This window comes from Pseudomonas oryzihabitans NBRC 102199 (assembly GCF_000730625.1).
In the GTDB taxonomy this organism is placed as follows: domain Bacteria; phylum Pseudomonadota; class Gammaproteobacteria; order Pseudomonadales; family Pseudomonadaceae; genus Chryseomonas; species Chryseomonas oryzihabitans.
Window position 1 is genome coordinate 278,543 of sequence record NZ_BBIT01000014.1, and the last position, 20,552, is coordinate 299,094.

Sequence of the window (20,552 nt, forward strand, 5' to 3'; positions counted from 1 at the left end):
ATCATCGGGCTGTTGCTGGTCATGGTCGGCACCATCATCTGGCGCATCGTCGATCTGCACGTGATCGACCGGGCCTTTCTGAAGGGGCAGGGCGATGCGCGCAGCGTGCGCACCATCCCCATTCCCGCGCACCGCGGCCTGATCACCGACCGCAACGGCGAACCCCTGGCCGTGAGTACGCCGGTCACCACCCTGTGGATCAATCCCAAGGAACTGCTGGGTGCCGAGGATCGCTGGGCGACCCTGGCCGATGCCGTCGGCCAGCCACGGGCGGAACTGGCCAAGCGCATCGAGCAGAATGCCAGCAAGGAATTTCTTTACCTGGCCCGCGGCCTGACGCCCGAGCAGGGCGATGCGGTGATGACCCAGGTCAAGGCGCACAAGATTCCCGGTGTCTACGACATCGAGGAATTTCGACGTTTCTATCCGGCGGGTGAGGTGGCGGCCCATGTGGTCGGCTTCACCGACATCGATGACCACGGGCGCGAAGGCATCGAACTGGCGTTCAACGAGTGGCTGTCCGGCGTGCCGGGTCGTCGGCAGGTGGTCAAGGACCGCCGCGGCCGGTTGATCCGCGATGTCCAGGTCGCCAAGAACGCCAAGCCGGGCAATACCCTGGCGCTGTCCATCGACCTGCGTCTGCAGTATCTCGCCGCGCGCGAACTGCGCAACGCCCTGACCCAGTTCGAAGCCGAGGCCGGCAGCCTGACCATCGTCGACGTCAAGACCGGCGAGGTCCTGGCGATGGTCAACATGCCCACCTACAACCCCAACAATCGCCGCAGTCTGGAACCGGCCGCCATGCGCAACCGGGCGATGATCGACGTCATGGAGCCCGGTTCGGTGATGAAGCCGATCTCCATGACCGCCGCGCTCGCCAGCGGTCGCTGGAAGCCCACCGACAAGGTCAACGTCTATCCCGGTTCGCTGCAGATCGGTCGCTACACCATCAAGGACGTCTCCCACAGCGACGGCGCCCTGGACCTGACCGGCATCCTCATCAAGTCCAGCAACGTCGGCATGAGCAAGATCGCCTTCGACGTCGGTGGCGAGAATATCTACAACGCCATGCGCGCCGTCGGCCTCGGCCAGGACACCGGTCTGGGCTTTCCCGGCGAGCGCGTCGGCAATCTGCCCAATCATCGCAACTGGCGCCCGGCCGAGACCGCGACCCTGTCCTATGGCTACGGCCTGGCGGTGACCGCCGTGCAACTGGCCCACGCCTATTCGGTGCTGGCCAACGACGGTCGCTCGGTGCCGCTGTCCATGGTGCGCCTGGACAAGGCCCCGCCCAGCGATCAGGCAGTGGAAGAACGCGTTGCCAAGACTCTGCAGGGCATGTTGCAACAGGTCGTGGAAGCCCCCGGCGGCGCCTTCCGCGCCCAGGTGCCGGGCTACCACGTCGCCGGCAAGAGTGGTACCGCGCGCAAGACCAGCACCGGTACCCGTGGCTATGCCGAGAATTCCTATCGCTCGCTGTTCGCCGGCTTCGGCCCCACCAGCAATCCGCGCCTGGCCGCGGTGGTGGTGATCGATCGTCCCAGCAAGGGCGGCTACTACGGCGGCGTGGTCTCGGCGCCGGTGTTCAGCCGCGTGATGTCCGGTGCCCTGCGCCTGATGAACATCCAGCCGGACAACCTGCAGCCGCTGCCCGTGCAGCAGGCCCAGGCCCAGGCTGCCGCCAAACCGCTGCTGGTCGGGGAGCGTGATCGATGAGCCGTCTGCTGACCGACCTCCTGCCTGAAGCCACCGCCGCCGTCGATATCGGCGGTCTGGCGCTGGACAGCCGCGAAGTTCAGCCGGGTTTCCTGTTCCTCGCCATTCCCGGTCTGCACAGCGACGGCCGCGCCCATATCGCCGCTGCCGCCGAGCGCGGAGCCGCGGCCATCGCCTACGAAGCGAAGGACGCCCCCGCGCTGCCGACCCTGGACATTCCCCTGATTGCCGTCGAGGGTCTGGCCGCCCAGCTTTCCGCCATCGCCGGGCGTTTTCACAACGAGCCCAGCCGGCGCCTGGCGCTAGTCGGCGTCACCGGTACCAATGGCAAGACCAGTGTCAGCCAGCTGATCGCCCAGGCCTGCGACCTGCTCGGTCAGCGTTGCGGCATCGTCGGCACCCTGGGTAGCGGCTTTTATGGCGCCCTGGCCGAAGGCCGCCATACCACGCCGGATGCCCTCAAGCTGCAGGCGACCCTGGCCGAACTGGCCGAGGGTGGCGCCGCCACCGTGGCCATGGAAGTCTCTTCCCATGGCCTGGCCCAGGGCCGGGTGGCGGCGCTGGCCTTCAAGGTCGCGGTCTTCACCAATCTCTCCCGCGACCACCTCGATTATCACGGGACCATGGTCGCCTATGGCGAAGCCAAGGCCCAGCTGTTCGCCTGGCCCGGGCTCGGCACCCGCGTCCTCAATCTGGATGACGCCTTTGGCCGCGAGCTGGCGGCTCGCCCCAGCCCGGCCGCGACCCTGACCTACAGCCTGAGCGATCCGGCCGCCAGCCTCCATTGCCAGGCCGTCCAGTTCGACGACCACGGCGTGCGCGCCCAGCTGGTCACCGCCCAGGGCACCGGCGAGCTGCGCAGCCAGCTGATCGGGCGCTTCAACCTGAGCAATTTGCTGGCCGCCATCGGTGCCCTGCTGGGTCTCGGTCATGCACTGGCCGACATCCTCGCCATCCTCCCGCAGCTGCAGGGCCCGGCCGGACGCATGCAGCGCCTGGGCGGCGCTGGGCGGCCGCTGGTGGTGGTGGACTACGCTCACACCCCCGACGCCCTGGACAAGGTGCTCACCGCCCTGCGGCCCCATGTGGGTGCCGAGGGTCGTCTGGTCTGCGTGTTCGGCTGTGGCGGCGATCGCGATCGCGGCAAGCGACCGGAGATGGCCGCGGTGGCCGAGCGCCTGGCCGATCAGGTGGTGGTGACCGACGACAACCCCCGTACCGAGGATCCGGCCGCCATCGTCGCCGACATCCGCGCCGGCTTCGCACAGCCCGAGCAGGTGAGCTTCGCCGGCCGGCGCGAGGTGGCGATCGCCCAGGCCGTGGCCGCGGCGACCGCCCAGGACATCGTGGTGCTGGCTGGCAAGGGCCACGAGCCCTACCAGGAGATCGCCGGTGTCCGCCATCCCTTTTCCGATCTCGACCAGGCCGAGCGGGCCCTGACCGCCTGGGAGCGACAGCATGCTTAGATCCTTCACCCTCACCGAAGTGGCCGAGGCCCTGACCGGCAACCTGCTGGGCGCCGATGCCCTGTTCGACGGCGTCGGCACCGACAGCCGCAAGGCCGTGGCCGGACAGCTCTTCGTCGCCCTGACCGGGCCGCGCTTCGATGGTCATGCCTATCTGGCCGACGTGGCTGCCCAGGGCGCCGCAGCGGCCCTGGTCGAGCGTGCCGTCCCCGAAGTGCACCTGCCCCAGCTGGTGGTGGCCGATACCCGCCTGGCGCTGGGTCGCCTGGGCGCCTTCAATCGTGACCTGTTCCAGGGCCGGCTCGCCGCCGTGACCGGCTCCAGTGGCAAGACCACGGTCAAGGAGCTGCTCGCCGCCATCCTGCGTCAGCAGGGCGCCACCCTGGCTACCCAAGGCAATCTGAACAACGACCTGGGCGCGCCCCTGACCCTGCTGCAACTGGCCGCCGAGCATGCCTATGGCGTCATCGAGCTGGGTGCTTCCCATGTCGGTGACATTGCCTACACCGTGAGCCTGACACGCCCGGATGTCGTTATCATTACCAACGCCGGCCAGGCCCATGTGGGCGAATTCGGCGGCGTCGATCGTATCGTCGAGGCCAAGGGCGAGATCATCGAAGGCGTGGGCGAGGGTGGCACCGTGGTGCTCAATCGCGACGACGCGGCCTTCGAGACCTGGCAGCGCCGCGCGGCAGGTCGCAAGGTCGTCGCCTTCGGCCTGGATGCCCGCGCCGATGTCCGCGCCAGCGCGGTCACCCTGGACGCCCAGGGCCGCCCGAGCTTTCTCTTGCACACCGCCCAGGGCGAGGCGCCGGTCACCCTGCGACTGCTGGGTGCCCACAACGTCGGCAACGCCCTGGCCGCGGCCGCCGCCTCCCTCAGCCTGGGCCTGGAGCTGGCCACCGTCGCCCGTGGCCTCGCCACCGCGGCACCGGTCCAGGGCCGCACCCTGACCCGCACCAGCCAGCGCGGTGCCCAGGTCATCGACGACAGCTACAACGCCAACCCTGCGTCGGTGAAAGCCGGGATCGACCTGCTGGCGGCCCTGCCGGGCCGCCGGGTGGTGGTACTGGGCGACATCGCTGAGCTGGGCGAGTGGACCGAAGAGGGCCATCGCGACGTGGGCGAGCATGCCCGCGGCAAGGTGGACGCCTTCTACAGCGTCGGTCCCGCCATGGCCCATGCGGCCCGCGCCTACGGCGCCGCGGCCCGGCATTTCACCGATCGCGAAGAGCTGATCGAGGCCCTGGCGGACGAGGACCGGGCCGGAACCACCCTGCTGATCAAGGGATCCCGCAGCGCCGCGATGGACAAGGTCGTCGCCGCGCTCTGCGCTCTCAACACCGAGGAGAAACACTGATGCTGCTGCTGTTGGCGGAGTTCCTGCAACAGTTCTACAAGGGCTTCGCCGTCTTCCAATACCTCAGCCTGCGCGGCATTCTGGGCGTCCTGACCGCCCTGTTGCTGTCGTTGTGGCTCGGCCCCTGGATGATCCGCACCCTGCAGATCCGCCAGATCGGCCAGGCCGTGCGCAACGATGGCCCCCAGTCGCACCTGTCCAAGTCCGGCACCCCCACCATGGGCGGCGCCCTGATCCTGACCACCATCGGCATCAGCACCCTGCTGTGGGCCGATCTGCACAACCGTTACGTCTGGACCGTGCTGGCGGTGACCTTCCTGTTCGGCGCCATCGGTTGGGTCGATGACTATCGCAAGGTGATCGAGAAGAACTCCCGGGGCCTGCCCAGTCGCTGGAAGTACTTCTGGCAATCGGTATTCGGCCTGGGGGCGGCGATCTTCCTCTATGTCACGGCCAAGGCGCCCATCGAAACCACGCTGATCCTGCCGCTGCTGAAGAACATCGAAATCCCGCTGGGGATTTTCTTCGTTGTGTTGACCTACTTCGTCATCGTCGGCTCCAGCAACGCGGTCAACCTCACCGACGGCCTCGACGGCCTGGCGATCATGCCCACCGTGATGGTCGGCGGCGCCCTGGGCATCTTCTGCTACCTGTCGGGCAACGTGAAATTCGCCGACTACCTGCTGATTCCCTATGTGGAGGGTTCCGGCGAGCTGATCGTCTTCTGCGGCGCCCTGATCGGCGCGGGCCTGGGGTTCCTCTGGTTCAACACCTATCCGGCCATGGTCTTCATGGGTGACGTCGGCGCCCTGGCGCTGGGCGCCGCCCTCGGCACCATCGCCGTGATCGTCCGCCAGGAAGTGGTGCTGTTCATCATGGGTGGCGTCTTCGTCATGGAGACCCTCTCGGTGGTCATCCAGGTCGCTTCCTTCAAGCTGACCGGCAAGCGCGTCTTCCGCATGGCGCCGATTCACCACCATTTCGAATTGAAGGGCTGGCCCGAACCGCGGGTCATCGTGCGCTTCTGGATCATCACCGTGATCCTGGTGCTGTTCGGTCTCGCCACCCTGAAGCTGAGGTAATCGCAGTGCTCATCGCTTCCGACCAGTTCCGTATCGTCGTCGGCCTCGGCAAGAGTGGCATGTCGCTGGTGCGCTTTCTCGCGCGCCGGGGCGTGCCCTTTGCCGTGGCCGATACGCGGGAACAGCCGCCGGAACTCGCGACCCTGAGAACCCAGTATCCCCAGGTCGAGGTGCGCTGCGGCGAGCTGGATGCCGACTTCCTGGCCCGCGCCGCCGAACTCTACGTGAGTCCCGGCCTGGCCCTGGAAACACCAGCGCTGCAGGAAGCAGCCGCCCGCGGCGTGCGGCTGTCCGGCGACATCGACCTGTTCGCGCGCCATGCCCAGGCACCCATCGTCGCCATCACCGGTTCCAACGCCAAGAGCACCGTCACCACCCTGGTGGGCGAAATGGCACTGCGCGCCGGCAAGCGCGTGGCCGTGGGGGGCAACCTGGGCACCCCGGCACTGGATCTGCTGGCCGATGACGTCGAGCTCTATGTGCTGGAGCTGTCGAGCTTCCAACTGGAAACCTGCGAGCGGCTCAACGCCGAGGTCGCCACGGTGCTCAACCTCAGCGAAGACCACATGGATCGCTACACCGGCATGCCGGCCTATCACCAGGCCAAGCACCGCATCTTCCGCGGCGCCCGCCAGGTGGTGGTCAATCGCGACGATGCGCTGTCGCGGCCGCTGATCGGCGAGGGCGTGCCCTGCCTGACCTTTGGCCTGGGACGTCCGGATTTCCGTGCCTTTGGCATTCGCGAGGAGGAGGGCCGCCGCTATCTGGCGCTGGCCTTCGACAACCTGCTGGATGTCGAGGAACTCAGGATCCGCGGTACCCACAACCACAGCAATGCCCTGGCTGCGCTGGCACTCGGCCAGGCCGCCGGTCTGCCCATGGCGCCCATGCTGGAGGCCCTGCGCGCCTTCCCGGGGCTGGAGCACCGCTGCCAGTGGGTGGGCGAGGTCGCGGGCGTCAACTACTACAACGATTCCAAGGCAACCAATGTCGGTGCGGCGCTGGCCGCCGTGGAAGGCCTGGGCGACGACATCACCGGTCAACTGGTGCTGATCGCCGGCGGCGACGGCAAGGGTGCCGATTTCAGCGCCCTGCGCGAACCCATCGCCCGTCACTGCCGCGCCGTGGTGCTGCTGGGGCGTGATGCCGCGCGGATCGCCGAGATCCTGCCGGCCACCGTGCAGCAGCTGCGCGTCGCCACCCTGGAAGAGGCCGTGGCCGAGAGCCGTCGTCTGGCCCAGCCGGGCGACGCCGTGCTGCTGTCGCCGGCCTGCGCCAGTCTCGACATGTTCCGCAACTTCGAAGAACGCGGACGGCTGTTCGCCCAGGCCGTGGAGGCATTGGCATGATCCTCAGCCTGCTGCGTCCCTATCCCTCGCCGCTGGCGAGCCGCCATGGCATCGACCTGGACTTCCCGCTGCTGGCCGGCTGTCTGTTGCTGCTCGGCCTCGGTCTGGTGATGGTGACCTCGGCGTCTTCCGAGGTGGCCGCCGCCCAGTCCGGCAATCCGCTGTACTTCATGTACCGCCACCTGATCTACCTGGCGATCGGCTTCGTCTCCTGCGGCGTGGTGATGCTGATCCCCATGGCCACCTGGCAGCGCTTCGGCTTTCCGCTGCTGATCATCGCCTTCCTGCTGCTGGTAGCGGTGCTGGTGCCCGGCATCGGTCGCGAAGTGAACGGCTCCCTGCGCTGGATCGGCTTCGGCATCTTCAACGTGCAGCCTTCGGAGATCGCCAAGGTCTTCGTGGTGCTCTATCTGGCCGGCTACCTGGTCCGTCGCCAGCATGAGGTGCGCCACACCTGGGCCGGCTTCTTCAAGCCCTTCATCGTGCTCCTGCCGATGGCCATGCTGCTGCTGCGCGAACCCGACTTCGGCGCCACCGTGGTGATGATGGGCGCTGCCGGCGCCATGCTGTTCCTCGGCGGCGTCGGCCTGTTCCGCTTCCTGCTGATGGTCGCCCTGGCGGTGCTGGCGGTGTTCGTGCTGGTGCAGACCCAGTCCTACCGGATGCAGCGCCTGATCACCTTCACCGATCCCTGGGCCGATCAGTTCGGTTCCGGCTACCAGCTGACCCAGGCGCTGATCGCCTTCGGTCGCGGCGGCTGGACCGGCCTCGGGCTGGGCAACAGCATCCAGAAGCAGTTCTATCTGCCCGAAGCCCATACCGACTTCCTCTTTGCCGTACTGGCCGAAGAGCTGGGGCTGATCGGCGCCATGGCCACCGTCGGCCTGTTCCTCTTCGTCTGTGTGCGCGGCCTGTTCATCGGTCACTGGGCCGAGCAGTCCAAGCAGTTCTTCTCGGCCTACGTGGCCTATGGCCTGTCGATGCTTTGGATCGGCCAGTTCCTGATCAACATCGGCGTGAACGTCGGCCTGCTGCCGACCAAGGGCCTGACCCTACCGTTCCTCAGCTACGGCGGCAGCTCCCTGGTGATCTGCTGCGTGAGCATGGGCCTGCTGCTGCGCATCGAATGGGAGAGACGCACCCTGGTGGATACCGAGGATGTGGAATTCACCGAAGAGGATTTCGCCGATGTCCGCTAACGTCCTCATCATGGCCGGCGGTACCGGCGGGCACGTCTTCCCGGCCCTGGCCTGCGCTCGTGAATTCGAAGCCCGCGGCTATACCGTGCACTGGCTGGGTACCCCGCGCGGCATCGAGAACGACGTGGTGCCCAAGGCCGGCATCACCCTGCACCACATTCCGGTCACCGGGTTGCGGGGCAAGGGCGTGCGCTCCCTGGTGAAGGCGCCGTTGCAGCTCAGTGGCGCGCTCATGCAGGCCATCGGCCTCATGCGCCGGCTCAAGCCGGTCTGCGTGCTGGGTCTGGGTGGCTTCGTCACCGGTCCGGGTGGCCTGGCCGCCAAGCTGTGCAACATCCCGCTGGTGATCCACGAACAGAATGCCCACGCCGGCACCGCCAATCGCCTGCTGGTGCCCATGGCCGCGCGCGTCTGCGAAGGCTTTGCCGATACCTTCCCGGCGTCCGCCAAGCGCCTGTCCACCGGCAATCCGGTGCGCGCCGAGCTCTTCGCCCCGGTGACCCGGGCACCGCTGGAAGAGCGCGCAGCCAACCTGCTGGTGCTGGGCGGCAGCCTGGGCGCCGAGCCGCTCAACAAGCTCTTGCCCGAGGCCCTGGCGCAACTGCCAGCCGGACTTCGCCCGCAGGTCCGCCACCAGGCCGGTCGCCAGCACGCCGAGGTCACCGCCGAGCGCTATGCCAACGTCGCCGTGGAGGCCGATGTCCAGCCCTTCATCGCCGACATGGCCGCCGCCTATGCCTGGGCCGACCTGGTGATCTGCCGGGCCGGTGCCCTGACCGTCGCCGAGCTGACCGCCACCGGTCTGCCGGCGCTGCTGATTCCCCTGCCGCACGCCATCGACGACCACCAGACCAGCAATGCGCGCTTCCTGGAGCGCGCCGGTGCCGGTGTGGTGCTGCCGCAACATTCCACCCGCCCGGCGGATCTCGCCGCGCAGCTTACCGAGGTCCTGATGCATCCCGAACGTCTTGCCGGCATGGCCGCTCGCAGCCGAGCCCTGGCCAAACCCGATGCCACCCGTGCAGTCGTCGACGCCTGTCTGGAGGTTGCCCGTGGTTAAGTCGCAAAGTGCCATTCAGGCCGAAGTTCGGCGCATGCGCAGCATTCGACGCATCCACTTCGTCGGGATCGGCGGCGTCGGCATGTGCGGCATCGCCGAGGTGCTGCTGAACCTGGGTTACGAAGTCTCGGGTTCGGACCTCAAGGAGTCCGCGGTGACCGCGCGCCTGCAGCAATTCGGCGCGCGCATCTACATCGGCCATCGCGCCGAGAACCTGGATCAGGTCGATGTGCTGGTGGTGTCCAGCGCCATCAACAGATCCAATCCGGAGGTCTCCGCCGCCCTCGAGCAGCGCATTCCCGTGGTGCCCCGCGCCGAGATGCTCTCCGAGCTGATGCGCTATCGCCACGGCATCGCCGTCGCCGGTACCCATGGCAAGACCACCACCACCAGTCTGATCGCCTCGGTGTTCGCGGCCGAAGGCCTGGACCCGACCTTCGTCATCGGTGGCCGCCTCAACGCCGCCGGCACCAATGCCCAGCTCGGCACCAGCCGCTACCTGATCGCCGAGGCTGACGAGAGCGACGCCAGCTTCCTGCACCTGCAGCCCATGGTCGCCGTGGTCACCAACATCGACGCCGACCACATGAGCACCTACGAGGGTGACTTCAACCGGCTCAAGCGCACCTTCGTCGACTTCCTGCACAACCTGCCGTTCTATGGCCTGGCCGTGCTCTGCGTCGACGATCCGGTGGTGCGCGAGATCATTCCCCAGGTCGCCCGGCCCACCGTCACCTACGGCACCGCCGAAGACGCCGACGTGCGCGCCGTGGACATCCGCCAGGAAGGCATGCGTACCCATTTCACCGTGCTGCGCGAGGGCCGCGCGCCCCTGGCGGTCTCGGTCAACATGCCGGGCGTGCACAACGTGCTCAACGCCCTGGCCACCATCGCCATCGCCACCGACGAAGGCGTCAGCGACGAGGCCATCCTCAATGGCCTGTCCGGCTTCCAGGGGGTAGGGCGGCGCTTCCAGGTGTACGGCGAACTGCCGGTCGCCGGTGGCAGCGTCATGCTGGTGGACGACTACGGCCACCATCCGCGCGAGGTCGCCGCGGTGATCAAGGCCGTGCGTGGCGGCTGGCCCGAGCGCCGACTGGTGATGGTCTATCAGCCGCACCGTTTCAGCCGTACCCGCGATCTCTACGAAGACTTCGTCCAGGTGCTGGCCGATGCCAACGTCCTGCTGCTGATGGAAGTCTATCCGGCCGGCGAAGAACCCATTCCCGGCGCCGACAGCCGTCAGCTCTGCCACAGCATCCGCCAGCGCGGCCAGCTCGATCCCATCTATGTGGAGCGCGGCAGCAACATCGCCCCGCTGGTCAAGCCGCTGCTGCGCCCGGGCGACATCCTGCTCTGCCAGGGCGCGGGCGACATCGGCGCGCTGGCGCCGCAACTGCTCAAGCACCCGCTGTTCGCCACTGCCGCGACCGCCGGGAGTTCGGCATGAGCCTTCATCCGTACAACCCCTTGCCGGCAACCGCTGTTGCCGGCGCGCACGTGGAGGGCTGAACCTTGGTCGCCACCCTACGTCACAACCAGCCCGGCTTCGGCCGGTCGCGCAACGCCGAGCAGCGGGGCGCCAGTCGCCTGGTCGCCGAAGAGCCGCTGTCGACACGCCTGCCACGCCCGAGCCTGGGGCTGCTCAAGCGCATCCTCTGGCCGTTCCTGCTGCTGGGGCTGGGCTTCGGTACCTACGAAGGTGCCCAGCGCCTGCTGCCCTATGCCGACCGGCCGATCGCCAAGGTCAGCGTCAAGGGCGACCTGTCCTACATCAGCCAGGGGGCGGTGCAGCAGCGTATCGCGCCCTTCGTCGGCACCACCTTCTTCCAGGTCGACCTGGCCGACATGCGCCACGAACTGGAAACCATGCCGTGGATCGCCCACGCCGAGGTGCGCCGCGTCTGGCCGGACGAGATCAGTATCCGCCTGGAAGAGCAGATGCCCATCGCCCGCTGGGGCGACGAGGCGCTGCTGAATAACCAGGGTGAGGCTTTTGCCCCGCAGGATCTGGCCAACTATGACAATCTACCGCGGCTGTACGGCCCCAAGCGGGCCCAGCAGCAGGTAATGCAGCAGTACCAGATGTTCAGCCAGATGCTCCGGCCGCTCGGTTACACCGTGTCGCGCCTGGAAATGCACGAGCGCGGCAGCTGGTACCTCACCACCGGTCAGGGCCTGGAACTGGTGTTCGGCCGCGACCAGCTGGTGGAAAAGATGCGGCGCTTCATGCGCCTGTACGATCAGGTGCTCAAGGCACAGATGGACAATATCGCGCGGATCGATCTGCGTTATCCGAACGGTCTGGCCGTGGCCTGGCGTGATCCCGCTGTCGCCGCCACCCCCGTGACCGAACCGGCCAAGCATTGAGGAGAAGTTTTTTACTATGGCAAGCGTGCAAAGCGGCAAGATGATCGTCGGCCTCGACATCGGCACTTCCAAGGTCGTGGCTCTGGTCGGCGAGGTGTCTTCCGATGGTCAGATCGAGATCGTCGGGATCGGCACCCATCCGTCGCGCGGGCTCAAGAAGGGCGTGGTGGTCAACATCGAATCCACCGTCGCCTCCATCCAGCGGGCCATCGAAGAAGCCCAGCTGATGGCCGGTTGCCGGATCCATTCGGCCTTCGTCGGCATTGCCGGCAATCACATTCGCAGCCTGAATTCCCACGGCATCGTGGCGATCCGCGATCGTGAAGTGAGCCCTGCGGACATCGAGCGGGTGCTCGATGCCGCCCAGGCGGTGGCCATCCCCGCCGACCAGCGCGTGCTGCACACCCTGGCCCAGGACTATGTGATCGACAACCAGGAAGGGGTGCGCGAACCCCTGGGCATGTCCGGCGTCCGCCTGGAAGCCAAGGTTCACGTCGTGACCTGCGCCGTCAACGCCGCGCAGAACATCGAGAAATGTGTTCGTCGTTGCGGCCTGGAAGTCGACGACATCATCCTTGAACAACTGGCGTCGGCCTATTCGGTGCTGACCGACGATGAAAAGGAACTGGGCGTCTGCCTGGTCGACATCGGCGGCGGCACCACCGATATAGCCATCTTTACCGAAGGCGCCATCCGCCATACGGCGGTGATACCTATTGCTGGCGACCAAGTCACAAATGACATTGCCATGGCCTTGAGAACCCCAACGCAATATGCCGAAGAAATCAAGATTCGGTATGCTTGTGCCTTGGCGAAACTGGCTGGACCGGGCGAAACCATCAAGGTGCCCAGCGTGGGTGACCGTCCGCCGCGAGAATTGTCGCGTCAGGCCCTCGCGGAAGTGGTCGAGCCCCGTTACGATGAGCTATTCACACTGGTGCAAGCGGAACTGCGCCGCAGTGGTTACGAGGATCTGATCCCCGCTGGGATCGTACTCACCGGTGGTACCGCGAAGATGGAAGGCGCGGTCGAGCTGGCGGAAGAGATTTTCCATATGCCGGTACGCCTGGGTGTGCCCCAGACGGTCAAGGGTCTGACTGACGTGATCAGCAACCCGATCTATTCCACAGGCGTCGGCCTGTTGCTCTATGGCCTGCAAAAGCAGACCGATCCCTTGCCGGTTGTTTCTGGCGGATATAGCAGCGAAACCAAATCCACAGTCCTGGAACGCATGAAGCGTTGGGTCCAGGGCAACTTGTAATTCACAATTAAACCGCGGCAGTAGGCGAAGATCCGAAAGGAAGAGAGGGGACCATGTTCGAACTCGTAGACAACATTCCACAAAGCGCCGTGATCAAAGTCATCGGCGTGGGCGGTGGCGGTGGCAACGCCGTCAACCACATGGTCAAAAGCGGTGTTGAAGGCGTCGAATTCATCTGTGCAAATACCGACGCCCAGGCCCTGAAGAACGTCACATCCCGTACCGTGCTGCAACTCGGCCCGGGCGTCACCAAGGGTCTTGGTGCCGGCACTAACCCGGAAATCGGCCGCCAGGCGGCCATGGAAGATCGTGAGCGCATCGCCGAAGTCCTCGAAGGCGCCGACATGGTCTTCATCACCACCGGCATGGGCGGTGGCACCGGTACCGGTGCGGCGCCGATCATCGCTGAAGTGGCCAAGGAAATGGGTATCCTGACCGTTGCCGTGGTCACCCGTCCGTTCCCCTTCGAAGGCCGCAAGCGCATGCAGGTCGCCGACGAAGGCATTCGCTCCCTGTCCGAATGCGTCGACTCGCTGATCACCATCCCCAACGAGAAGCTGCTGACCATTCTGGGCAAGGACGCCAGCCTGCTGGCCGCCTTCGCCAAGGCTGACGACGTCCTCGCTGGCGCCGTCCGCGGTATCTCCGACATCATGCAGCGTCCCGGCCTGATGAACGTCGACTTCGCTGACGTCAAGACCGTGATGGGCGAGATGGGCATGGCCATGATGGGTACCGGCCACGCCAGCGGTCCGAACCGTGCGCGCGAAGCCACCGAAGCCGCCATCCGCAACCCGCTGCTGGAAGACGTCAACCTGCACGGCGCCCGCGGCATCCTGGTCAACATCACCGCCGGCCTGGATCTGTCCCTGGGTGAATACGCCGCCGTCGGCGAGATCATCGAGGACTTCGCGTCCGAGCACGCCACCGTCAAGGTCGGCGCCGTGATCGATCCGGAAATGCGCGACGAGCTGCACGTCACCGTGGTCGCCACCGGCCTGGGTGCGCGCATCGAGAAGCCGGTCAAGGTGGTGGACAACACTGCCCAGACCCTGGCCGCGGCCCGTCAGGAAACCGCTCCGGTCAACTACGACGACCTCAAGTACCCGACCTCGATGCGCTCCGGTCGTGGCAGCCAGAATCATGGCGGCTCGGCAGCGGCGACCAAGGTCAATCCCAACGACGACCTGGATTACCTAGACATCCCGGCCTTCCTGCGTCGTCAGGCTGATTGATCGGGTATATCACAAGCCAGGGTGTGATTAGTGGGCATCGATTTTCGCTTCTGCTATCATCGCGACTTCGTTGAACACCATTCGCACCCTGCGACCGAGCGGCCCTGGCATGATTAGACAACGCACCCTCAAGAACACCATTCGCGCCACTGGCGTTGGCCTGCATTCCGGGGAAAAGGTTTACCTGACCCTGAAGCCGGCGCCGGTCGACACGGGGATCGTGTTCCGTCGCACCGATCTCGATCCGGTCGTGGAAATCCCGGCCTGGGCCGAGAACGTGGGTGAAACCACCATGTCGACCAACCTGTTCAGCGACACCGGCGTCAAGGTCGGTACCGTTGAGCATCTGCTGTCTGCCATGGCCGGTCTGGGTATCGACAATGCCTACGTCGAGCTGTCCGCGGTCGAAGTGCCGATCATGGACGGCAGTGCCGGTCCCTTCGTGTTCCTGATCCAGTCCGCCGGTCTGCAGGAACAGGAAGCGGCCAAGCAGTTCATCCGTATCAAGCGTGAAGTGACTGTCGTCGACGGTGACAAGCGCGCCACCTTCGTGCCCTTCGACGGCTTCAAGGTGACCTTCGAAATAGATTTCGATCACCCGGTGGTCAACAACCGTACCCAGAAGGCCTCGGTGGACTTCTCGAGCACCTCCTTCCTCAAGGAAGTCAGCCGTGCCCGTACCTTCGGTTTCATGCGCGACCTGGAATTCTTGCGTTCGCACAACCTGGCCCTGGGCGGCAGCGTCGACAACGCCATCGTGGTGGACGAGAAGGGTGTGATCAACGAAGACGGTCTTCGTTACGAAGACGAATTCGTCAAGCACAAGATCCTCGACGCCATCGGCGACCTTTACCTGCTCGGCAAGAGCCTCATCGGCGAATTCCGCGGCTACAAGTCCGGTCATGCCATGAACAATCGCCTGCTGCGCGCGCTGCTGGCCGATCGTGATGCCTGGGAAGTGGTGACCTTCGAAGATTCCGGTCTGGCGCCGATTTCCTACATGAGACCTGCGGCTGCCGTCTGAGTCCGGTCCAAGAAAAAGCCCTGCATCCGCAGGGCTTTTTTTATGGCCGCTGAAAAGGCCTAGCGACGCGCCAGGGGCTCGCCCTGGAAGCTCACTCCGGCCAGGCCGTGGGCGATAAGGGCACGGATGTTGGCGTGGTCGCTGCCCTCGGGGGTTTGCAAGACGCTGCGATAGTGCTCGCCGAAGGCCAGCAGGGCTTCCTGATCGCTCAGACCTTCGAGCTTGGCCAGGCCCAGGGTCTTGCAGGAGCCTTCGTTCTGGCCTGCGGCATTGTCCACCGCGCCGTTGCGAAAGGCGGTGGGCTGGTAGTGGTAGTGCTCGGCGACAAAGGCCAGGGTGTCGGCGAAGGCATGGTCGCCCTGGGCCAGGCGGGCGCGGAAGCTGGCGAGATCGCTCATTTGTTCTGCTGCTCCTGGAAGGCCGCGGCCTGGGCCGGCGAGGCCTCGGTTTGGTACTGGGCTTTCCAGTCGGCGTAGGGCATGCCGTAGACGGCCTCGCGGGCATCATCCAGGCTCAGCGCCAGGCCCTTGTCGTCGGCCGCGGCCTTGTACCACTTGGACAGGCAGTTGCGGCAGAAGCCGGACAGGTTCATCAGGTCGATGTTCTGCACGTCGGTGCGCTTGCGCAGGTGCTCGACCAGGGTGCGGAAGGCGGCGGCCTCCAGTTCCAGGCGGTCTTGTTCGGTCATGGCTGATTCCTCTTGCTAGCGGCGGCCGTGGCGCAGGTGGCGCCCGCCGTTGACGGTAAAGGTGCTGCCGGTGGCGTACTGGGTCGACAGCAGATAGAGCACGGTATCGACGATGGGATCGGCGCCGGGTTCGAAATCCAGCAGCGCCTTTTCCAGGGTCGCCTGGCGATAGGCCTCGTCGGCGCCCTCCTTGAAGATCAGCAGGCCCGGCGCGATGGTGTTGACCCGGACGGTGGGCGCCAGGGCCTCGGCAAAGGACAGGGTCAGGTTGTGCAGGGCGGCCTTGGTGGCGGCGTAACCGATGTGGTTGCGGCTGCCGCGGGTGGCGCTGTCGTCGCCGATATGGATGATGTCGGCCCGGGGCGCGGCCAGCAGCAGGTCCTGCAGGCCCAGGTTGAGGTGGTAGGGCGCTTCCAGGTGCAGGCGATAGAGCAGCCGCAGATTATCCAGGCCGTCTTCGGCCCAGACCGAGGCGTTGTGCACGATGCCGCGTAGCGCCGGATGGCGTTCATGCAGCTGCTGCAGCAGGATGTCGCGCTGCGCCTCTTCCGCCAGATCGACCTGATAGGCCTCGATCTCCAGCTCACGCAAGGGACCGGGATCGTCGCGATAGACGGCGATGACGGGTTGGCCCTCCGCCAGCAGCCGGCGGGTCAAGGCGAGACCGACACGGCGATTGGCGCCGGTGACCAGAAGGGGAAGGGTTGCGGACATGAGGGTACCCGATCCTGATGAACGAGGCGGCCAGAGGGCTGGCCGCCGCTATTGTACGCATTCGACGCGTCAGGATGCAGGCCGATCCGTGCGGGCCTAGCGGGCGCTGCCTCGCCAGTCGTTGGCCCGCGAGGCGTTGTGCAGCCAGCCCTTCAGCACCCGGGTGATCAGCGGGATGAAGACGCAGACCATCACCGGGGTAAGGATCAGGGTGCTCAGCAGGATGCGTGGCAGCAACGGCAGATGGGCCAGGTAATCGCCGAAGGCGGCATTGAACAGCAGCGAAATGGGAAAGAACGCCAGCCAGACCGCGATGCTCTGCTTCCAGCGCGGTGGCGGCTGCAGGCCGGCGCCGAACCAGTCGTCCATGCCTTGGGCGCGCCGTGCCAGGGGCGCTTCGAACAGGCCCTGGCCACGCTCCAGCCAGAGGCGCCGCGTGTCAGAGTGTTCCCAGGCGTCGAGGGTCTGGGGGCAGGCGAAGCGAAAGACGATCTGCACCAGGTTGTCGCCTGGAGGCGGGGTCAGAACCCCCGAACCGAGATAGCCGGGATGCCCGGTGGCCAGGGCTTCGCCTTCGCGCAGCCAGACCAGAAAGGCGTCGTATTGGCCAGCCGCGACGCGCCGCGCGACCATGAGGGTAACAGGCTGATTCATGCTCTAACTCCGGGCGATCGGGCCGGATAGGCCGGATGCCGTCACGCCGCCGGGTAGGCGGACAGGTGGCGAAGACGCCTGGGGTAGCAGGCGGCGCTAGCATAACAAGCCTTGAGACCCTTGGCTGCAGCCGGGGTTGCCAGCGGAGTCGTCTTGCTGACGGAGCGCCAAGCCGGGCCGCGCCAGGCATACTGGGCGGGATTCCACGCAAGAGGTCCGTATGAAAGTCGCACTGTTGAATGGCTCGGTCTATGGCACTGCCGAAGATATCGCCCGTCAGGTGAAGGCGCGCCTGAGCGCGGCAGGCCATGAGGTCTGGCACCAGCCCAATGCCGATCTCGCCAGCCTGGAGGCCTTCGCGCCCGAGGCCCTGCTGGCTATCACCTCCACCACCGGCATGGGCGAATTGCCGGCCAACCTGGAATCCCTGTATTTCCAGCTGCGCGATCGGCTGCCGCCCTGGTCCGGACGACCCGGCGCCGTGCTGGCCCTGGGTGATTCCAGCTATGGCGACACCTATTGCGGCGGCGGCGAGCTGATGCAGGAATTGTTCGCCGAACTGGGGCTGCGCGAAGTGCTGCCCATGCTGCGCATCGATGCCAGTGAAACGGTCACGCCGGACGAAGACGCCGAGCGCTGGGTCGCCGAGGTCATCGCCGCCCTGGGCTGATCTTGCCCCGGCAGCAACGCTGCTTTACCCGCGCGGAGCGCGCCGCCGGGCCCGGTTCGCTGTCCTCGCCCCCTCAGCCTCGGTATCCTTGGCGCCTGTCGAGGATTTGAGAAGGAGCCCTGGGTGAATAGATATCTGCGCCTGGCTCTGGAGCTGTGCGGATTGGGCGCGCTGTGGGGTGTGGGTACCTGGCTGGCCACCTATTTCGCCTTGCCGGTACCAGGCGGGGTGGTGGGGCTGGCCATGCTGCTGGTGCTGCTGGCCGCGCGCATCGTCGAGCCCGAGTGGTTGCAGGGCGGTGTGCGCCTGCTGCTGGGAGAAATGCTGCTGTTCTTCATTCCCGCGCTGCTGAGTCTGCTCGACTACGGTCCGTTGCTGCGGCAAGAGGGTGTGCGCATCCTGCTGGCCATCCTGCTCAGCACCGTGCTGACCATGGTCGCGACCGCCCTTACCGTGGACTGGATGTTTCGCCGGCGAGGGCGTCGCGATGCTTGATCTGCCCGGACTCTTCTGGCTGCTGCTGACGGTGGCGGGCTATGGGGTGAGTCGGCTGCTCTATGCCCGGCTGCGCTGGTATGTGGTCAGTCCGATCATCTTCGTCACGGTGCTGCTCTATGCCGCCACCCTCTGGCAGCAGGTGAGCTATGCCGAGTACGCCCACTACAGCCACTGGCTGATCACCCTGCTGGGGCCGGCGACGGTGGCCTTCGCCGTGCCGATCTGGCAGCAGAGACGCCTGCTGGCGCGCTACTGGCAGGCGTTGCTGGCCGGCCTCTGCGTCGGCAGTGGCGTGGCCATTGGCAGTTCCTGGTTGCTGGCCCGGCTGCTGCTGCTCGATGACCGGGTGCTGCTGTCCATGCTGCCGCGCTCCATCAGTACTCCCTTTGCCATGCCGATGTCCGCCACCGTGGGGGGCGTCCCCGAGCTGACCGCGGCTTTCGTGATGATCACCGGCCTGGGGGGCGCCATCCTCGGCAGTCTGCTGATCAAGCTGCTGCCGCTCAAGTCTGCCCTGGCCCGCGGTGCCCTGTTCGGCATGGGCGCCCACGGCGTAGGGACCAGCAAGGCCTACGAGGTCGGCCTGGAGGAGGGCACCGTGGCTGGCCTGGTCATGGTGCTGGCCGGCCTGAGCAATCTGCTCGGCGCCCAGCTGGTCCTCTGGCTGCTGCACCGCTAGTGCAGGGTGGCGGACGGCGCGCCCAGTTGCGCCAGCCTCCGCCGCACCTGCTCGCGTTCGGCATCGTCTTCGCTGATCAGCAGGGCGTGCTGCAGGTCGTAGCGCTCGGCCTGGGGGCAGTCGAGCTGGCGGTACAGATCGGCGCGCGCCAGGTGATCGATGACTCCGACCGTGCCCAGCTCGATGACCCGCTGGGCATCCTTGAGCGCGGCCAGCGGCTGGTCGCCCTGGCGATGCAATTCCCGCAGATTGCGCGAGAGTCGCTGCATCATCTGCCGCGGACCGAGGGGCGCCAGATAGCTGGCCTGCAGTTGCGCGTTGGGCCCGAACTGATCCACCAGCAGTTGGCGGCAGTCGTTCATGTACAGGCGACGACCGCCGAAGGGTTCGAGCAGATGATCCGCGCCCGGCACGCGCAAGAGGAAATGTCCGGGAAAGCCGATGCCCTGGAGGTCGATCTCCAGGCGCCGGGCCAGTTCCAGAGCCACCAGGGCGATCGACAGCGGCTGGCCGCGTCGCCGCGCCAGGACCTCGTCGAGCAGGGCAGCCGTAGGGTTCAGGGGCCACTCGGCCGCGCGAAAACCGGCATCGCACAGCTGCCGCAACAAGGCCTGGGCCCGCTCGGCGTGACTGGCATCGTTATCCAGGCTGGCGACCAGGCGCAGTGCCAGGTCGTCTAGCGAGTGCAACAGGGCCGGGGGATTGATCTGTTCGTGGTGTTCGGCCGCGATCCACAGAGCGGCTTCCAGCAGCCGGGGATCGGGCCGGTCCAGGCAGGCGAGGCAGGAAAGACGCGCGTCCACGGTAGACTCCAGAGCCCTCGCGGGCTTTTCCTCAGGTTTTAGCCTGCCAGCGCCGGGCCGTCCAGTCTGCGACAGTTGCGCACTGGCCGACGGTCCGGCTTCTCGCTATAAGAGCGACTGACGCCAGGGCAACCTCGAGAACGGGATTCCGGCATGGATCTATCTTCGAGTGGAGGTCTTCACTCTTGCGGAGGGAGCAGCACGCCATGAAATGGGCAGACAACGGTCGCAAACGCATGCACGACGGGGCGAACTCCCTCGGCAACCTGCTGGTGGAAGGCTTCCACTACTTCGGCCTGTTCGCCATTGGCGCGGCCACGGCCTGGGCCTCGGTGCTGGCCTTCCTCGGCATGCTCGACAAGGGCCAGGCGAGCATCGATGACATCCTGCTGCTCTTCATCTACCTGGAGCTGGGTGCCATGGTCGGCATCTACTTCAAGACCAACCACCTGCCGATCCGCTTCCTGCTTTATATCGCCATCACCGCCCTGACCCGCTACCTGATCGGTGACGTCTCTCATCATCGGCCGCCGGATGTCGGGCTGCTGTATCTCTGCGGCGGGATCTTCCTGCTATCGCTTGCGGTGCTGGCGGTCCGCGTCGCCTCGAACAGGTTTCCTTCCAGCAGGGCGCTGGATGCGGCGGGTGATGTGGTGGGCGAGGGCGCGGGCGACAAGTAGCCCGCGGCACCGCTATCCGCTGCGTTCCCGGCAGCGCAGCTGGC

The 20,552-nt window shown here is 66.3% G+C and carries 21 protein-coding genes; 16 read left to right on the top strand and 5 right to left on the bottom strand.

The window, feature by feature from the left end:
• Nucleotides 1-21 precede the first annotated feature (21 nt).
• From POR01S_RS17010 to lpxC, 12 genes are all read left to right on the top strand, one after another.
• A complete protein-coding gene (locus tag POR01S_RS17010) occupies nucleotides 22-1,716 on the top strand; it encodes a peptidoglycan D,D-transpeptidase FtsI family protein (RefSeq protein ID WP_371099671.1) in 1,695 nt (564 codons plus the stop codon).
• Nucleotides 1,713-3,182, top strand: coding sequence for a UDP-N-acetylmuramoyl-L-alanyl-D-glutamate--2,6-diaminopimelate ligase (locus POR01S_RS17015; RefSeq protein ID WP_042137203.1), 1,470 nt, complete (start codon nucleotides 1,713-1,715; stop codon nucleotides 3,180-3,182). The genes POR01S_RS17010 and POR01S_RS17015 overlap by 4 nt, the downstream gene beginning before the upstream one ends.
• The gene (locus tag POR01S_RS17020; RefSeq protein ID WP_042137205.1) at nucleotides 3,175-4,542 is read left to right on the top strand and encodes a UDP-N-acetylmuramoyl-tripeptide--D-alanyl-D-alanine ligase; all 1,368 of its coding nucleotides are present in this window, start codon (nucleotides 3,175-3,177) and stop codon (nucleotides 4,540-4,542) included. Before POR01S_RS17015 ends, POR01S_RS17020 begins: the two co-directional genes overlap by 8 nt.
• The gene (gene mraY / locus POR01S_RS17025) at nucleotides 4,542-5,624 is read left to right on the top strand and encodes a phospho-N-acetylmuramoyl-pentapeptide-transferase (RefSeq protein ID WP_007162057.1); all 1,083 of its coding nucleotides are present in this window, start codon (nucleotides 4,542-4,544) and stop codon (nucleotides 5,622-5,624) included. The genes POR01S_RS17020 and mraY overlap by 1 nt, the downstream gene beginning before the upstream one ends.
• 5 nt (nucleotides 5,625-5,629) lie before the next feature.
• Entirely contained in the window at nucleotides 5,630-6,973 is a 1,344-nt protein-coding gene (gene murD / locus POR01S_RS17030; RefSeq protein ID WP_081875234.1) for a UDP-N-acetylmuramoyl-L-alanine--D-glutamate ligase, read from the top strand.
• Nucleotides 6,973-8,172, top strand: coding sequence for a putative lipid II flippase FtsW (gene ftsW, locus POR01S_RS17035; RefSeq protein ID WP_027600273.1), 1,200 nt, complete (start codon nucleotides 6,973-6,975; stop codon nucleotides 8,170-8,172). Before murD ends, ftsW begins: the two co-directional genes overlap by 1 nt.
• Nucleotides 8,162-9,232, top strand: coding sequence for an undecaprenyldiphospho-muramoylpentapeptide beta-N-acetylglucosaminyltransferase (gene murG / locus POR01S_RS17040; protein ID WP_007162054.1), 1,071 nt, complete (start codon nucleotides 8,162-8,164; stop codon nucleotides 9,230-9,232). Before ftsW ends, murG begins: the two co-directional genes overlap by 11 nt.
• A gap of 34 nt (nucleotides 9,233-9,266) precedes the next feature.
• Nucleotides 9,267-10,682 (top strand): UDP-N-acetylmuramate--L-alanine ligase, encoded by a 1,416-nt coding sequence (gene murC, locus POR01S_RS17045; protein ID WP_007162053.1) that lies wholly within the window; start codon nucleotides 9,267-9,269, stop codon nucleotides 10,680-10,682.
• A 65-nt stretch (nucleotides 10,683-10,747) separates the two neighbouring features.
• Nucleotides 10,748-11,602 carry a cell division protein FtsQ/DivIB gene (locus POR01S_RS17050; RefSeq protein WP_007162052.1) on the top strand — a complete coding sequence of 285 codons (855 nt, stop codon included), beginning with the start codon at nucleotides 10,748-10,750 and terminating at the stop codon, nucleotides 11,600-11,602.
• Between the two features lie 16 nt (nucleotides 11,603-11,618).
• Entirely contained in the window at nucleotides 11,619-12,863 is a 1,245-nt protein-coding gene (ftsA, locus tag POR01S_RS17055) for a cell division protein FtsA (RefSeq protein ID WP_007162051.1), read from the top strand.
• A 53-nt stretch (nucleotides 12,864-12,916) separates the two neighbouring features.
• A complete protein-coding gene (gene ftsZ / locus POR01S_RS17060; RefSeq protein ID WP_007162050.1) occupies nucleotides 12,917-14,098 on the top strand; it encodes a cell division protein FtsZ in 1,182 nt (393 codons plus the stop codon).
• 109 nt (nucleotides 14,099-14,207) lie between these two features.
• Nucleotides 14,208-15,122, top strand: a complete 915-nt coding sequence (lpxC, locus tag POR01S_RS17065; RefSeq protein WP_007162049.1) for a UDP-3-O-acyl-N-acetylglucosamine deacetylase — start codon at nucleotides 14,208-14,210, stop codon at nucleotides 15,120-15,122.
• A gap of 59 nt (nucleotides 15,123-15,181) precedes the next feature.
• On the opposite strand, the gene POR01S_RS17070 is transcribed toward lpxC, so the two are convergent.
• From POR01S_RS17070 to POR01S_RS17085, 4 genes are all read right to left on the bottom strand, one after another.
• Nucleotides 15,182-15,520: a HopJ type III effector protein gene (locus POR01S_RS17070; protein ID WP_027600275.1), complete on the bottom strand. Its 339-nt coding sequence runs from the start codon at nucleotides 15,518-15,520 to the stop codon at nucleotides 15,182-15,184.
• Entirely contained in the window at nucleotides 15,517-15,810 is a 294-nt protein-coding gene (locus POR01S_RS17075) for a DUF1244 domain-containing protein (RefSeq protein ID WP_007162047.1), read from the bottom strand. Before POR01S_RS17075 ends, POR01S_RS17070 begins: the two co-directional genes overlap by 4 nt.
• A gap of 15 nt (nucleotides 15,811-15,825) precedes the next feature.
• Complete coding sequence (folM, locus tag POR01S_RS17080; RefSeq protein WP_042137209.1) at nucleotides 15,826-16,524, bottom strand: dihydromonapterin reductase; 699 nt, start codon at nucleotides 16,522-16,524, stop codon at nucleotides 15,826-15,828.
• Nucleotides 16,525-16,620: 96 nt separating this feature from the next.
• Nucleotides 16,621-17,178: a putative antibiotic biosynthesis monooxygenase gene (locus POR01S_RS17085; RefSeq protein WP_007162045.1), complete on the bottom strand. Its 558-nt coding sequence runs from the start codon at nucleotides 17,176-17,178 to the stop codon at nucleotides 16,621-16,623.
• Between the two features lie 220 nt (nucleotides 17,179-17,398).
• Here POR01S_RS17085 and POR01S_RS17090 point away from each other — a divergent pair, with 220 nt between their 5' ends.
• The 3 genes from POR01S_RS17090 to POR01S_RS17100 all read left to right on the top strand — a co-directional run bounded on the left by POR01S_RS17090 (nucleotide 17,399) and on the right by POR01S_RS17100 (nucleotide 19,025).
• Entirely contained in the window at nucleotides 17,399-17,848 is a 450-nt protein-coding gene (locus POR01S_RS17090; protein ID WP_027600278.1) for a flavodoxin, read from the top strand.
• A 123-nt stretch (nucleotides 17,849-17,971) separates the two neighbouring features.
• Nucleotides 17,972-18,343 (top strand): CidA/LrgA family protein, encoded by a 372-nt coding sequence (locus tag POR01S_RS17095; RefSeq protein WP_007162043.1) that lies wholly within the window; start codon nucleotides 17,972-17,974, stop codon nucleotides 18,341-18,343.
• On the top strand, nucleotides 18,336-19,025 hold the full coding sequence (locus POR01S_RS17100) for an LrgB family protein (RefSeq protein WP_042137211.1): 690 nt from the start codon (nucleotides 18,336-18,338) through the stop codon (nucleotides 19,023-19,025). Before POR01S_RS17095 ends, POR01S_RS17100 begins: the two co-directional genes overlap by 8 nt.
• Here the strand turns inward: POR01S_RS17100 and POR01S_RS17105 are convergent.
• Nucleotides 19,022-19,828, bottom strand: a complete 807-nt coding sequence (locus tag POR01S_RS17105) for a SirB1 family protein (RefSeq protein ID WP_042137213.1) — start codon at nucleotides 19,826-19,828, stop codon at nucleotides 19,022-19,024. The two genes, POR01S_RS17100 and POR01S_RS17105, sit on opposite strands and share 4 nt — an antisense overlap.
• A gap of 206 nt (nucleotides 19,829-20,034) precedes the next feature.
• Between POR01S_RS17105 and POR01S_RS17110 the strand changes: the two genes are divergently transcribed.
• Complete coding sequence (locus POR01S_RS17110) at nucleotides 20,035-20,508, top strand: phosphate-starvation-inducible protein PsiE (RefSeq protein ID WP_007162040.1); 474 nt, start codon at nucleotides 20,035-20,037, stop codon at nucleotides 20,506-20,508.
• The last annotated feature ends 44 nt before the right edge of the window (nucleotides 20,509-20,552 follow it).